At 58.7% G+C, this 14,222-nt stretch carries 10 protein-coding genes; 2 read left to right on the forward strand and 8 right to left on the reverse strand.

Annotated elements, in window-relative coordinates; genetic code table 11:
- Positions 1–162: 162 nt before the first annotated feature.
- From VF639_RS03740 to VF639_RS03765, 6 genes are all read right to left on the reverse strand, one after another.
- Positions 163–1,854, reverse strand: coding sequence for an MFS transporter (locus VF639_RS03740; protein ID WP_331144542.1), 1,692 nt, complete (start codon positions 1,852–1,854; stop codon positions 163–165).
- A gap of 295 nt (positions 1,855–2,149) precedes the next feature.
- Positions 2,150–2,386 (reverse strand): KGG domain-containing protein, encoded by a 237-nt coding sequence (locus VF639_RS03745; protein WP_331144543.1) that lies wholly within the window; start codon positions 2,384–2,386, stop codon positions 2,150–2,152.
- A 62-nt stretch (positions 2,387–2,448) separates the two neighbouring features.
- Positions 2,449–2,763 carry a hypothetical protein gene (locus tag VF639_RS03750; protein ID WP_331144544.1) on the reverse strand — a complete coding sequence of 105 codons (315 nt, stop codon included), beginning with the start codon at positions 2,761–2,763 and terminating at the stop codon, positions 2,449–2,451.
- A 152-nt stretch (positions 2,764–2,915) separates the two neighbouring features.
- Entirely contained in the window at positions 2,916–3,356 is a 441-nt protein-coding gene (locus VF639_RS03755) for a hypothetical protein (RefSeq protein ID WP_331144545.1), read from the reverse strand.
- Positions 3,357–4,321: 965 nt separating this feature from the next.
- Positions 4,322–4,570 carry a hypothetical protein gene (locus VF639_RS03760; protein ID WP_331144546.1) on the reverse strand — a complete coding sequence of 83 codons (249 nt, stop codon included), beginning with the start codon at positions 4,568–4,570 and terminating at the stop codon, positions 4,322–4,324.
- Between the two features lie 256 nt (positions 4,571–4,826).
- Positions 4,827–5,834, reverse strand: coding sequence for a chemotaxis protein CheB (locus tag VF639_RS03765; RefSeq protein ID WP_331144547.1), 1,008 nt, complete (start codon positions 5,832–5,834; stop codon positions 4,827–4,829).
- Positions 5,835–6,066: 232 nt separating this feature from the next.
- On the opposite strand from VF639_RS03765, the gene VF639_RS03770 reads away from it, so the two are divergent.
- Complete coding sequence (locus VF639_RS03770) at positions 6,067–9,108, forward strand: CheR family methyltransferase (protein WP_331144548.1); 3,042 nt, start codon at positions 6,067–6,069, stop codon at positions 9,106–9,108.
- Positions 9,109–9,338: 230 nt separating this feature from the next.
- On the opposite strand, the gene VF639_RS03775 is transcribed toward VF639_RS03770, so the two are convergent.
- Positions 9,339–9,473 (reverse strand): hypothetical protein, encoded by a 135-nt coding sequence (locus VF639_RS03775; RefSeq protein ID WP_331144549.1) that lies wholly within the window; start codon positions 9,471–9,473, stop codon positions 9,339–9,341.
- A gap of 359 nt (positions 9,474–9,832) precedes the next feature.
- On the opposite strand from VF639_RS03775, the gene VF639_RS03780 reads away from it, so the two are divergent.
- Positions 9,833–11,818, forward strand: coding sequence for a PAS domain S-box protein (locus tag VF639_RS03780; RefSeq protein WP_331144550.1), 1,986 nt, complete (start codon positions 9,833–9,835; stop codon positions 11,816–11,818).
- A 118-nt stretch (positions 11,819–11,936) separates the two neighbouring features.
- On the opposite strand, the gene VF639_RS03785 is transcribed toward VF639_RS03780, so the two are convergent.
- Positions 11,937–14,093, reverse strand: a complete 2,157-nt coding sequence (locus VF639_RS03785; protein ID WP_331144551.1) for a hypothetical protein — start codon at positions 14,091–14,093, stop codon at positions 11,937–11,939.
- Positions 14,094–14,222 lie beyond the last annotated feature (129 nt).

Genomic DNA, 14,222 nt, shown 5'->3' on the forward strand with positions numbered 1-14,222 from the left:
TTTTTCGTTTTTCGGAGCTAGTATCAGCAAGAACAACAAACTGGCAGTGTAAAGCGCCACCGTCAGTACAAACAAAACCAACTGCACTCTACCAAAAACGAAAAACCAACGACTAACAACGCAAAAAACCTCGCCGAAAAACGAAAAACCAACCACGAAAAACTACCCTGCTGTTTCGCCGGCCGTGCTGGCTATCAGGCGGGTGCTGCCGGGTACCATGGGCGCTTGGGTGGCATTTTCGCCGGCATGTTCGGCCAGCAGGCGGGCTACTACGGGTTTGTCGGGGCCTTGATGCAGTTGGCGGGCCAGGTTTTTTACGTCGGCTTCCTCGTGGCTTACGCCCCGGTCGTGGAGCTGCTCGTACTCCTCCCACGACTCCACCATGAAGTACTCGACCAGGCGGGTCGGGTCAGCTAGGTCGGTGTAGAGGCCAACCCGGATGGCGCCTTCGCGGCGACGGATGCGGCTGAGCTGCTCCATGAGGGCGGCAAAGGCGGGCCGGTCGGCGGGGTCAACGCGGTAGGTGGTGGTGATGATGATTGGTCCGGCAGAGGGGGCCGGCTCCTGCGTGAGCACAAGGTCGGGGCGTTGGCGGGCCGGGGTGAAGTCCAGCTTTTCGGTGTTGTTGATAAGTGAAAAGCGCAAGACCAGCAACGTGCTGATGCCGAGCCAAATGGCCGCACCAGTCAGGGCCACGGGCAGGCCCCAGTGGCTGGCTACCGAACCCCACACCACACTGCCCAGCGCCATACCGCCCTGAATAGTGAGCAAGTACAAACTAATGGTGCGCGCCTGCACCCAGCGCGGTACCACCGTTTGCACCCCCACACTAAACGAGTTGAGCACCAGCATCCAGGCCAGCCCCACTAGCACCAGCAGCGCCGAAAGCACCACCTGGCTATCGACGAAGGCCAGTCCTAGCAAGCCAACGGCAAAAGCCGCCGTGGCTAGCGTCACGCGCCAATTGATGGTAAAATAGCGGTTGAGGTAGGGCAGCAGCAGGGCGCCCAGCACGGCCCCGGCGCCCATGCACGAAAGCAGCACCGAATAAAACGAAGTGGGTAGTAGCAGCCGCCGCGCTACCACGGCCGGCATTAGAGCCAGCAACGCCGACGCCCCGAACGTGAAGCTCACGCCCCGCACCAGAATGTTCTGCACCTGCGGCGCAAACCGCGCGTACCGAATGCCGCCCCGAATAGCGGCCAACACCCGCTCCGCGGCCAGCGTAGAAGTGGCCTGCGGCTCCCGCTTCCAGCGCCACACCATGTAAATGGTCGCCAGAAATGATAGCCCGTTCAGCAGAAACGCCGCTCCCGCCGAGAAGCTGCCAATAAGCAAGCCGCCCAGCGCTGGCCCAAACGAGCGGGCCAGGTTGAAGCTCACGCTGTTGAGGGCCAGGGCCTGCGGCAGCTGCTCGCGGGGCACCAGCTCGGGCGTCACAGTTTGCCACACGGGGTTGTTGAGGGCGCCGCCCAGCCCCAGCAGAAAGGTAAGCAGCAGCAGCAGCCACGGCGTGGTAAACCCCATCAGCGTAACGGCCGCCAGCACCAAGGCCACCCCGGCCATCCACGACTGCGTGAGCAGCAGCATCCGCCGCCGGTCCACCAAATCGGCGAGGGCACCGGCGGGTAGGCTCAGTAGAAATACGGGCAGCGCCGACGCCGTTTGCAGCAGGGCCACCAGCACCGGCGAAGTCGTCAGGTCAGTCATGAGCCCCACGGCGCCCACGTTCTGCATCCAGGTGCCGATGTTGGAAACGAAAGAAGCAATCCAAAGCATCCGGAAAAACGGAATCCGGAGGGGCGCCATCGGCGAAACGGGAGCCGGCGGCGCCAGCGTAGCAGTAACAGACATAAGCAACAAAAGCAGAAACCGCCTTGCTTACGTAGTACCTGCGCTTTGTGGCTAATTAACGGAAGTTGCGGAATAGGCTAGAACCAAAAAAGGCTGTTCCGGGCCAACTTCAAGCAGCTCGTGCTACTTAGAGACCATCCAAATAGACGCGGAATGTCGGAATGACAAGACCTATCCGAATAGGCTCTTAGTGCCACAAACGAAAAAAGCCTTGGAGAAACTCCAAGGCTTTTCAATCTTGAATTTAAGGTAGGAGCAACCGACTAAAGAGCCGGCCGCAATAGGGTAGCCGATACTAGCTGTTGGTTGAAGCGCGATTCGTGCGGCTGGCTTGGCCACCCTTACGACCCGCTGCGCGAGCTTCTTCGGGCGTCCACTGGTGGCCCCGGCCGCTTTCGTGCGAGGCTTTACCACCTTCGCTGGCGATGCGGCGCTGCGTGGCAGGGTCCATGGCGGCAAAGCCACGTGGGTTACCGGTTTTGGTTGCAGACTTAGCGGGGCTAGATGATGCGTTTCGAGGGGTAGTAGCCATAGCGAAAAAAGTTTGGAAAGTGGAAAGGGGTTGGTTGTGAAAAAGAAAGGAGATTGAAAAAATTAAGCGGTAGGAGCGGGTATCACCCGGAAAAGATGATGCAACTGAAGGAGCCGCAGAATCCGGCACAGCACCGTATCCACGTTGTAGAGCAGAATATCGGCTCCCGCTTGCCGGGTCAGCAACAGCTGCGACGCTAAGTGGCTCACGCCGCGGGTGCGCAGGCATTCTAAATGCTGGCAATCGATGAGGAGCTGCGGGCGCTGCCTCGGATTAGCTTGGTACAGCCGACTCGCCAACCGCACGGGGTCGGTTTGATTGAGGTCGATAGTGTAAACGCGGGCAGTAGGGTCGCTAAGAGAGGAGAAGTCGAGCATAGGGTGGAAGTTGACTAGTGAGAAATAGTAATAGGACTTTTGGTAGGAGGTGTTGTGGAAGGGGAAAGCAAATTTAAACGTGATTTTTTTGGATTAACTGCGTAGTAATGACCAAATTAATCTTTGCGTATTACTACCTGCGCAGTCGTGACTTATACCGAGGTAGTTTGGGCGCTAGGCCACGAAGGCGCTATTTCCGGACCACGTTGAAACTTATCGGGCATGAACTGTAGCCGGCCGAACAGCCACCGGCTACTACCGGGCCGCAGCCGTAGCAGGGCAAAGTGTCCGCGTAGCGTATGCCCTTCAAAGTTGAGGCACAGGCGCTCTTGCCCGTTTTGGAGCGGCAGCTGGCCCGTTATGAGCGTGCAGCGGCCGGTTTCATAATGGTGCGTTGCCAAGGGCATGTGCGTGGCTTCTACCAGAAGCGAGTGCGTTTGCTGTGCCAACCGATGATGGCCGAGTTGGGGCAGTGCCCAGTGCGCCAAAGCCGACCCCCAGTTCCTGCCAGTAGGAGCCTGTGCAAACAAGGCTAAGTGCTGACTAGTAGATGCCCCTGCAGATTGCCAGAGCGCAAAGTGGAATGACGACATAAGTGAAATCAACTAAGAGGCCGGAAATGGCCGCGGATAGAAATGCAAGGCAATCATCCGCGGCCGTGGTTTCCGTTGCACCCGCAACGGAGTCGGCAATGAAATGCGGCGGAACGATAGAGGGACAATTCATGGGGAATCTTTCCAACTACCAGCAGCCGGCTGCCCGTGGTGACGGGAAACTGCTACTCCGGCCGCATTTCGGTTGGGCAGCCAGCTCGCTCCTTTAACGCAGCCCTTGCCCCTAAGAGTGGCCCGATTAGTACGGAAATAGTCCTGCTAAAACCACGTATTTTTCAAGTCTGTATTGTCCGACTTGCTCAATCAGACCTCCTAAAACCAACGCCGCTGCAAGCTTCTGGTGACAATTTCACCCTTTCTGTTCTTTGTAATTCAGTATATCGCGCAGCCTACCAACGGGCTACCGTACGCCGCTAATAAGTTGTTTGAGTCACGTTTTCCAAAATCACCGCCCGGTGTAGAGACGCCTCTTTGCATCTCGGCGTTGAACGAAATCGGCGGGTTGGTGCGGACGCCGAGACGCAAAGAGGCGTCTCTACACCGTTCGAACCGGTTGTTGGCTAACGCAAACAGCTTCTAAATTGTCAGGCGCCTAACTGATCAGTCAATCAGGGAGGCACAACACCTAGTTGCTTAGAGACCAGACGGCTACGAGCAGTTACTAGGGGCGTCGGCGGTTGAGTGCTTACACGGTTCGAGGTTACTACGAGTTGTTTCTGCCAAGCTGCCGAGATTCGTGCTTGGTTGGTAGTAGCTCTTTCGATAGAGATTTCAACTCAACGCAAACCAAGCGGTGTGGCAGCTGGCAAGCCGGCGGAATAACCTGCCCTCAGGTGCTGAGCGGCATCCTGGCTCGCTAACCCTAAGCGGGCTGAGACAACCAACACCTCGACAGACGCAAGAACGGCGCTCTAGAAACTAATTGCAGAGCTAAACAGCGGCCTTTAGGTTAGATGCAACACGCCGCTTAGCTTATTCGCGTCGGCGTTAGGCCAATAGAAATACGCCACCGGGTTCATCCAATCACCAATAAAGGCTTCCACCTCGTCGGAGTTTTCCAGGCAGAGCACATACGCTGAGCCTTTGGGTACCTCTTGCACATAAACGTCGCCGGCGTGCTGCCAACTGTGCGGGGGGTGCGAGCAAGGACGGAAGCCTACTTCTTGCAATTGGGTAGATGTAAGGCGCGACATAGCAGTGAGGTTTAAAAGGAAGCATAAAGCCTCGGCCATAGAATAGGAGGGAAGCACTAGCCATTGCGAGCATCAGATGGCTTCTCTCACTTCAACCTTACAATGATTCAAATAAAAGCACAATTATATATACGTATAAACACCAAATATATCCGTGTAAATACGTATTTTTCATACGTATAAAATCCGAAGTTCCAGCCAAATCGTATACGCACGGTTTGGTTGGGACTTCGGATTTAATGCGGCTACTGCGGCGCTAGGCCTGCTCTTGCTCCGACGCTCGGGTTGCCCCGGTGGTGCCGTTGAGTAGGAATTCGCGGAGACGGTTGATGTGGGACTTGATTTCTTCGAGGCGCTCTTCCTGCTGGGCGCTCCACAGGCCTTCGCCCCGCACGGCCATGCTGCTAAGCAGGTTTTTACGCTCCTCCATCATGCGCAGCGCCACCCACAGAGTTTCTTCCAGCGCGTGCTTCGAGCTTTCGAACAGGGCGTCGGCGGTGAAGGAGTGGCCGGTATGACAGCGGAACCGCAGCACGTTGCCTTGCTCCAGCTTCCAGAGCGCGCCCCCGCAGTCGGGGCAGGTGAGGGGCACTTGTTCGCCAAATTTGTCGATTTCTTCGGTGTGTCCCACAACTCGTTCCGCAATGGCGGCCTCCGCTATTAAATCGTTTGGTATTGGGGTTGGAGGTGGCGGCGCCTGGCTCGTCATCTCCTGCAAAAGGGCTCCTATGTGAGAGAGGGGCACCACATAGTCGACCTCGACGTTGCGCAGGGCCGTATCGGGCATGCTGGGAAACTCGGCATCGTCGGGGTCCTGCACCACGGCCTGGCCGCCGCAGCGCTTAATAAAATCGAGGCCGGCGGTGCCATCATGCAGCATGCCCGTGAGCACGACGCCAATAACGGCGGCCCCGTAGTTTACGGCCGCCGCCCGAAACAGGGCATCAACGGCGGGCCGGAAGTTGTTTTCGCGGGGGCCTTTGGTAACCAGCATCCGGCCGTCGTGCACCAGCAGGTGCCGGTCGGCGGGAGCCAGGTAGAGGTGGCCCTGCTCGATAATTTCCTGATGGCCCGCCTGGTGGCAGCGCAGGCGGGTGTGCTGGCTCAGGCGCGATACCAAATGCTCGCCCGACGAGTCGGGGGCCAAGTGCTGCACCACCAGTACGGCGGCGGATAGGGTGGCGGGAAGCTGGGCTACCAGCTGCACGAGGGCCGGCATGCCACCAGCGGAAGTACCGACAACTATGATGTAGGACGGTTTCACTAGGTCACTAAGGGAGGTTAAAGAAAAGTAAGCCAGATTCAGCAACACTGAACCGACTAGCGTCAAGAAGAAGAGTACGTGCAAAAATACGGTTTGGCTGCTGGTTGAACCAGATTATTAGCAACTCGACGGTTCCTGAACAGGAAAATGGGTTGTTCTTTCTGCTTACTTTTGAGCAAGTAGATTTCCTGATTACCCCGTGCAGCTCTAGAAAAAGCCGTTTTTGTTGTTTATGAAAAAAAATCCTGCGGCGCCGGATTCCGTTCCCGGCCCGGCTCAACCTGCTGCCAACCCGCTCCTGCTGCCCGACCCCGCCGCCGGCATCGAAATTCAGCCCGGCCCCAACCGGCTGGGGTTCAGCATGGTGCGCAACCCCATCAACTTTTCGGTGGTGTGCCTGGGTGGCTCGGCCGGCTCGCTGAGCGCCCTCGAAGCCATTTTGCGCACCCTGCCCGAAGGCAGCGGCCTGGCCTACGTGGTGGTAACGCACCAGATGCCCGGCAGCGCCGACGGCGAGCTGCGGCAGGTGCTCCAGCATTTCACCAACGTGCCGGTAGTGGAAGTAACCGACGGGATGAAGGTGCGCCCCAACCAGGTGTATGTGATTCCGCCCGGCAAGGATATGTCGCTGCTGCACGGGGTGCTGCACCTCTTCGAGCCCACCCAGGCGCCGGGCCGCCGCCTGCCCATCGACTACTTCCTGCAAAGCCTGGCCAAGGACGTGCGCGAACGGGCTATCTGCATCATTCTCTCGGGCCTGGGTTCCGACGGGACCATCGGGCTGAAGATGGTGATGGAAAACTTCGGGATGGTGATGGTGCAGGACCCCGACACGGCCGAGTACGACGCCATGCCCCGCGCCGCCATTACCACCGAGTTTGTCGACTACATTTTGCCTGCTGCCCAGATGGTGCCCCGCCTGCTCGAATACATTCACCAGCCGGGGCCGCGCCGCCCGCTACGGGCCCCCTCCGCCGCCCCGGCCTCCATGCCGCCCCACGCCCTCCAGAAAATTTTTATTCTGATTCGCAACCAAACCGGGCACGACTTCTCTTACTACAAGCGCAACACCGTGTTCCGGCGCATCGAGCGGCGCATGAACAGCCACCAGATCAAGGAGTTTACCCACTACGTGCGCTACCTCCAGGAAAACCCGGCCGAGGTGGACCACCTGTTTAAGGAGCTGCTGATTGGGGTGACCAAGTTTTTTCGCGACCCCGAAGCCTACGCCGCTCTCAAGCGCCACCTACTGCCGCTGCTGCGCCGGCAAGAGCCCGGCACCACCATTCGGGTGTGGGCGCCCGGTTGCTCGACCGGCGAAGAAGCTTACTCGCTGGCCATGACCTTACTGGAGTGCTTTGATGCCGAGCCCGACCGCAACCTTAGCTTTCAGCTCTTTGCCACCGACATCAACCCCGAGAGCATCGACGAAGCCCGGGCCGGCTTCTACTCCGCCAACATCACGGCCGATGTGAGCCCGGAGCGGCTGCGGCGCTTCTTCATCAAAATCGACAGCTCCTACCAGATCCGCAAAGATGTGCGCGACTCCATGGTGTTTGCCTTGCACAACATCAGCCGCGACGCGCCCTTCACCCGCCTCGACCTGCTTTGCTGCCGCAACCTGCTGATTTACTTGTCGGCCGAGCTGCAAAAGAGCTTGATTCCCGTCTTTCATTACGCCCTCAATCCGGGTGGTATTTTGTTTTTGGGGCCCTCGGAAAACCTGACGGGATTTCAGGAGCTATATACGCCGCTGGACGTGAAATGGAAGATTTCGCGGGCCAATGAAACCGCTTCGCAACTCGTGCGGCTGACTAATTTTCCTTTCTCCGCGTCGCGGCAGCAGGCCGTGGCGCCCAATACCTCCAGCAGCATGGTACCTTCTGCCGTTCCACGTCGCGACAATTCGTTTGCGACTCTAATTCAGCGTTTGTTGCTGGCTTCCTACGCCCCACCGGCGGTGGTTATCAACCCCAAAGGCGAAATTCTATTTGTGAACGGCCGCACCGGCAAGTACCTGGAGCCCGCCCCCGGCCTGAGCGGCCTCAACATTTTCGATATGGCCCGCGAGGAGCTGCACTTCGAAATTAGCGATGCCGTGCACCGGGCCACGCAGCAGCGCCAGACCATAGTGAACGAGAGCGTGAAGGTGAAAACCGAGGCCGGCTACCAGCTGCTGCGCCTCACGGTGAAGTTCCTGACCGAGCCCGAGCCGCTGGCGGGCTTGCTGCTGGTGGTGTTTGAAGACACGGCCACTTCGCGCCGGGTGCGCCGCAACAAGCCCGGCACCGACAACGGCCAGGACTCGCAGATTACAACGCTCGAAAAAGAGCTGCAATACACCCGCCACCGTCTCCAAACCACCATCGAGGAGATGGAAAGTAGCCTCGAGGAGCTGAAAAGCACCAACGAGGAGCTGCAAAGTGCCAACGAGGAGCTGCAAAGTACCAACGAGGAGGCCATGACCAACAAAGAGGAAATGCAGAGCCTCAACGAGGAGCTGATGACCCTCAACATGCAGTACCTGCACAAAACCGAGGAGCTGAGCCAGGCCGCCAACGACATGAAGAACCTGCTCGACGCCACCGAAATAGCCACCATCTTCATCGACAACGAAATGATTGTGAAGCGCTTCACCCCGCCGGTGGGGCGCATCATTCCGTTGCTGCCCACCGACGTAGGGCGCCCCATCACGCACTTTGCCAACAACCTGCGCTATGAGCGGCTGATACCCGACGTGGAGCAGGTGCTCGACCGGCTGGTGAGTGTGGAAACCAACATCCAAACCACGGCCGGCGATTGGTACGCCATGCGCATCCTTCCCTACCGCACCCTCGACAACTACATCAGCGGCGCCGTTCTCACCTTCACCGACATCACCGGCCTCAAGCAGCTCGAAGACCAGATGGAAATCAGCCGCCGCTTCGCCGAAAGCATTGTCGAGACAGTACGCGAGCCGCTGGTGGTGCTCGATGGCCAGCTGCGGGTGCTTACCGTGAGTCCGTCTTTCGCCAGTGCCTTCGGGGTGGAGTCGGCCGCGGCGAAAGGTCAGCCCCTGGTGGCGCTCAGCAAAGGCGCCTGGAACCAGCCCCAGCTACACGCTCACCTGCGCGAGCTACTCGACACAGAAACCGCCTCTTTCGATGATTTCAAGCTCGATGCCGACTTCCCCGGCGTGGGGCACCGCAGCGTGACGCTCTATGGCCGCCGCATCATGAGTGAAGGCCATCTTACCAGCCACCTGCTTGTAGGCGTGCAAGCCATCGACAACTAGCCTCAGTTAAGAAGCTGTTTGAGTTAATCAAGGCGGTCATGCTGAGCCTGTCGGAGCATCTCTCCCGCTTTGTACAACCGCTCAAACGAAGTGGGAGAGATGCTTCGACAAGCTCAGCATGACGTTCGGGGGTGATTTTCGGTTAACGCAAACCGCTTCTAAGCTGCCGGGCCTCACCCGAGCCCAGAAATTAGCTCGAGCAGCCTACTTCAAGCTAACAGCTTTAATACCTAGCAGGTGAAGCCAGCGTCATCCCGCTTTAGGTCGGGTAGGCTGACGAAGGGTAGCATGAAAGCAGGATTGGTGGTGGCATAGCTGGTAACTTCTTGCCCGAAGGCCACGGTTTTGTTGGCTAGGCGACGCATGGTTGTGCGCTCTTTTGGGCGTACGCAAAACCAGGTGGGGGGCCAGGAGAGCCACTATAACGCCTAAGTTTTGCTAGGCGCCTTGCAGCATTTTAATTAAAGTTTCAGATTGGGAATTCGCCAGGCCTAGGAGGGGAAGAATAAAGTGAGAAAGATTTACCTCCTTAAGACGCGAGTTTGCCCTAAAATTGCCGTCTTCGGTCCGGCGACTGCCCAATATTGCTCCGCAAATGAAGACTTAGCTGTTAATTTTTGCTCGCCTGGTTGGTTGTTAAGGCGAACGACTTGCCGAATACACCGTTATAACCGGAAGGGCGGCAGAATTCTGCTTCCTATAAGTAACCGCTTGCTGTCCAGTTATGAGTGACTTCAACCACAAGGACCTGCAAGGTCCCAAGGATGCTTTGCTGGCACTGCGCGAGCGGGCGGAGCGGCGGCGGCATCTCATAACGCGCACCGTAGACGACGCCACCCCCGACGCCATGCAACGGCTGGTGCAGGAACTGCAAACACACCAGATCGAGCTGGAGATGCAGTACGAGGAGCTGCTTGTTGCCCAGGCCGAAGCCGAAACCGCCCGCGCCGAGTACATCGACCTCTACGACTTTGCGCCCGTGGGCTACCTCAGCCTAAGCGCGAAAGGCACCATTCAGCAGCTCAACCTGAGTGCGGCGCAATTGTTGGGTGAAGTTCGCCAAAAGCTGCTACGACGACGGCTGGCGCTGTTTGTCACCGAGAAGAACCGTGCCGAGTTTGCGCAGTTTCTGGATGCGCTGCTGGCTTCCGAGGAGCGGCAAACCTGCGAGCTTAGCTTCACCCGTTCCAATGGGGAGGTGTTTCACGCGCAGCTGGAAGGCATGCGCGTAACCACCATCGAAAACGAGACAAGCTACCGCTTGGCCCTGCTCGACATTAGTGCCCGCCGCGCCGCTACCGAGGCACTGGCCATGAGCGAGGCCCGCTTTCGGCAACTCTTCGAGCAAAGCACCGATGCGGTGGTGCTCGTCCGCAACCTGCACATTGTGGATTGCAACGAGGCCGCGTTGCGCATGATGGGCGCCATCCATAAAAGCCAATTGGTGCAGCAGCATATCAGCTTTATGGTGCCCGAGCTTCAGCCCGACGGGGGCCGCTCCGACAACTTGCTTCAGCAGAACTTCGCGCTGCTACGCCGCAAAGGCGCCCACCGCTTCGAGTGGTACCGCAGCACCTTGCGCGGCGACGGTATATGGCTGGAAGTAGTGCTTACCTACATCAACGTGGGCGGCGAGCAGCTGGTCCACGCCGTCTGGCGCGACATCACGGCCCAACGGGCCGCCCGGGAGCAACTGCGCGCCGAAAAAGAATTTTCGGAAAGCCTGCTCGATAACAGCGTCGACGGTATCATCGCCCTGGATCGGGAATCGCGCATTACGGCCTGGAACCGCGAAGCTGAAAACTACACCGGCCTGCGGGAAGCCGAGACGCTCGGCCAGGAAATATTCCACGTATTTCCCGGCTTGGATACGCCGGAGTGGCGGCGGCGTTTCAGTGAGGTGCTCGGCCACGGCGAGCGAATTGTGCTAAGCGGTGTTCCCTTCATCGTCCGCCCCGGCCACTACGATATCTACATGGTGCCCCTGCGCGGTGAGCAGCAAAACGAAATCAACGGCGTGCTGGTCGTAATTCGCGACATGACCGAGCGTATGCGCCTCATCGAAGAAACCACGCAGCTCAAACTCAGCCAGCAGCAGGAAGTACTATCGGCTATTCTAACTACCGAGGAAGCCGAGCGCAAGCGCATTGCCGAGGCGCTGCACAACGGCGTTGGGCAGCTGCTCTACGCCACCAAGCTGCACCTCGAAAGCCGCACCGGCGCCAGCCTCCCCCGCGACGAGGTGCACACCCTCCTCAATGAGGCCATCCGCATGACGCGCACTATTTCCTTCGAGCTAACGCCCGGCATTTTGGAAGACTTCGGCTTGAAGTTCGCGTTGGAAGAGCTAGGTCGCCGGATTCCGCGTCAGAGTCTGCCCTTGCATTTACACACGGAGGGCCTCGAACAGCCCCTGCCCCAACTGATGGAAGTGGCTGTGTACCGCATCGTGCAGGAGTTGCTCAACAACATCATCAAGCACGCGCAGGCCCAGGAAGCTTTCATCCACGTAGTGCGCGAAAACGACAAACTGGCCATCTCGGTGGAAGACAACGGTCAGGGTTTCGAGCCCGATCCGCACTTTGCTCCCCGTAGCGGCATCGGCCTCCCCGGCCTCCAAAATCGCGTGAGCTTACTCGGCGGTAGCCTCACCATCAACTCCCGCCCCGGCCAAGGCACCATCGTCAGCATCGAGCTACCGGTGAAGTAAGGTGAGTTGTGAGTGAAGTGGTGAATAAGTGAAGTAGTCTATGACTCCTGACGTTCGCGCAGTGTGCGCCATAAGGGGCCGTAGGCTACTTCACAAGTTCACAACTTCATAACTTCACCTAAAGCCTCACGCCAATGCCGGGGCCTAGTAGGAAGAAGGGTTTGCCTTTAGAAAGCAGGTAGCCGCCGCCCAGATACAGCGGGAAGGTCAGCTTGGCCTCGCGGCGGGTGGGGTAGATGGACCCTAGAATCACCACGCCCAGGTCCCGGTTGCCGCCGTCTTTGCTGAGGTCGAAGGCGTTGAGGGCCACGAAACCGGCGCCCACTTTGTAAGGGCGCAGGCGGTTGATTTTTTCGGGGTGATAGAAGCTTAACTGTCCTAGCATGGCCAGGGAAATACCGCCGAAGGACGTGTAACTCGATTCGCCCCGGTACTTGGTTAGCAGGCCCCCCGGAAAACTGACGTCAATGTCGAACTTCACGCGGCGCTGCAACACCAACTCCAGCTTCTGCGAGAAACCCGGCTCCTGGTACTGCGCGGCGGTGTGTTTCACCGTCACAATCATGGTGCTCCAGTCGTCGAGGTCGTAGGTTTTGCGGGCGTTGAGCAGGCCGTTGAGGCTGATGTTGCCCACCTGGCACTGCTTGTCCTGGTAGAAGGCGGCCCGCACCGAGTTGTCGCCGGGGCATATCACTATGTTGTCGACGGTGCGCATCTCAATCAGCTCGCCCTTGCTGTTTTGGGTGCGGATGTCGAAGGTGAGGTATTGCTTGCCGTAGAGCTGCTTGTCGGAGTCGATGCCGTTGGCGTTGAAGCTGAACACCACGTCGCGGACCGTGCGGTCGTAGAGTACGGGGCCGTTGAGGCGCGTGATAGGGCGGGGCGCCTCGCCAAAAGTCACGCTCACGAAGTCGAGCGGGTGCGGGCGCTGAAATTCCTTAATGGAAAGGTTGAAGCCCGTTGGCTGGCCCACGTTGTAGATGGCGATGCGCTTCTTATCAATGGTGAGAGGGATTTGCACCCGGTACACGGCCACGGCATCAGTCCGCACGCTGGAGTCGGAAGGTACCACCTGCACGTCCTCGAAGTGAAACCGGACCCGCTGCAACGACACGCCTTCCAGGCGCACATCCACGGTTTCGCCGGGGCTCACGTTGCTGCTATTGGTCCAGTCGCCGCCGCGGTGCCGCACGCTCACCGTCGTGACGGTGGTTTTGGGCGAGATGTTGAGGTTGGTGATGTACTTGGCCTGGTCGTTTTCCTTGATGTAGAGGTAGCTGTCGGTGAGGCGGTGCGTGTTATAAACGCGCAGCCAGCACAGTACCCGGTCGTTGGTGAGGTACTGGCGGGTAAAGAGCTCGGCAATCAGGGCCCCGCCCGCTTCTTCCTGCTCCTCAATGCGGTAAGTGCGCTTCAGCTCGAACGTGCGGCCGTTGTCAAGTATCAGTTCCACCCCCTTGCGCTGCGACACGTCGTCTATGGTCACTTCCTTCTTATCGACGTTCAGAAAGCGCAGCCGCGAAGCCTTTACCGTAAATTCCTGCCGGATAGGCGGTAGCGCGTAGCTCACGCGGCGGTTGTTGTCGGTCAGGAACGGGCGCTCGGTTTGGGGCCGCACCGTGAGGATGCGGTTGCCGAGGGCGTTGGGCAGCACGTGCAGGCGCAACACCCCTTTCTCCTGCGTAATACGGTAGTCGATGTCCTGGCCCTTGGTCCAGTCGGCGCCGGCCCGGATGTTCTTGACGTTGTTGGTGCTGAGCTCAAACACCTTTTCTTCGCCCACAAACAAGTCGGTGTCGGTGGGCCGCAGTTCCAGCGTGGTGCGCGTTACGGGCAGCAGGTTCACGGTTTGGGTGAGTGGCGGCCGGCCCGCCGAGTCGGAGGCTTGCGTGAAAGTAAACCGCAGGAACTGCACCGCCGACAATTCCTTGAACCGCACTTTGGCCCGGTAGAACTGCCCGTTGGGGGCGACCGTGAGCGAGTCGAGCAAGGTGAAGTCGGCCGAGCGCACCAGGCGCAGGGGCGTGCGTTGCTGCAGCGGGTACACTTCCAGCTCGGCAGTTTCATCTTCCTGGCGGTAGTAGAAGTACAGATTCTGCTCGCCCTGCACAGCTACCGTGTTGCGGCTGAGCTGATACCGGGTGGTATCGGTGCGCACCATCAACTCGCGGAGCAGCGGTCCGGTTTGGGCCTGAGCGGGGAAAGCAGTTAAGAGAAAACCTAGCAGCAGGGCTACAAAGCCAAGAGCAAAACGAAGGCCGGAAGGAAAGCGCACAGAGCAAACAGCGTCAGAAGACAAGCAGAAATAGCACCAGTGAGGTGACGCACTAGCACTTCGAGCGCGCAAAGTTAGCGGCTGAGCTGTTGTGACAAGTGCAAAGCTGTACTTTTCTTATTCGAGCGC

Source organism: Hymenobacter sp., assembly GCF_036387835.1.
GTDB lineage: Bacteria > Bacteroidota > Bacteroidia > Cytophagales > Hymenobacteraceae > Hymenobacter.

Excerpts from the sequence above, each read along its gene's own strand:
- VF639_RS03740 (WP_331144542.1), bottom strand. The coding sequence starts at position 1,854 with ATGTCTGTTACTGCTACGCTGGCGCCGCCGGCTCCCGTTTCGCCGATG.
- VF639_RS03745 (WP_331144543.1), bottom strand. The coding sequence starts at position 2,386 with ATGGCTACTACCCCTCGAAACGCATCATCTAGCCCCGCTAAGTCTGCA.
- VF639_RS03750 (WP_331144544.1), bottom strand. The coding sequence starts at position 2,763 with ATGCTCGACTTCTCCTCTCTTAGCGACCCTACTGCCCGCGTTTACACT.
- VF639_RS03755 (WP_331144545.1), bottom strand. The coding sequence starts at position 3,356 with ATGTCGTCATTCCACTTTGCGCTCTGGCAATCTGCAGGGGCATCTACT.
- VF639_RS03760 (WP_331144546.1), bottom strand. The coding sequence starts at position 4,570 with ATGTCGCGCCTTACATCTACCCAATTGCAAGAAGTAGGCTTCCGTCCT.
- VF639_RS03770 (WP_331144548.1), top strand. The coding sequence starts at position 6,067 with ATGAAAAAAAATCCTGCGGCGCCGGATTCCGTTCCCGGCCCGGCTCAA.
- VF639_RS03775 (WP_331144549.1), bottom strand. The coding sequence starts at position 9,473 with ATGCGTCGCCTAGCCAACAAAACCGTGGCCTTCGGGCAAGAAGTTACC.
- VF639_RS03780 (WP_331144550.1), top strand. The coding sequence starts at position 9,833 with ATGAGTGACTTCAACCACAAGGACCTGCAAGGTCCCAAGGATGCTTTG.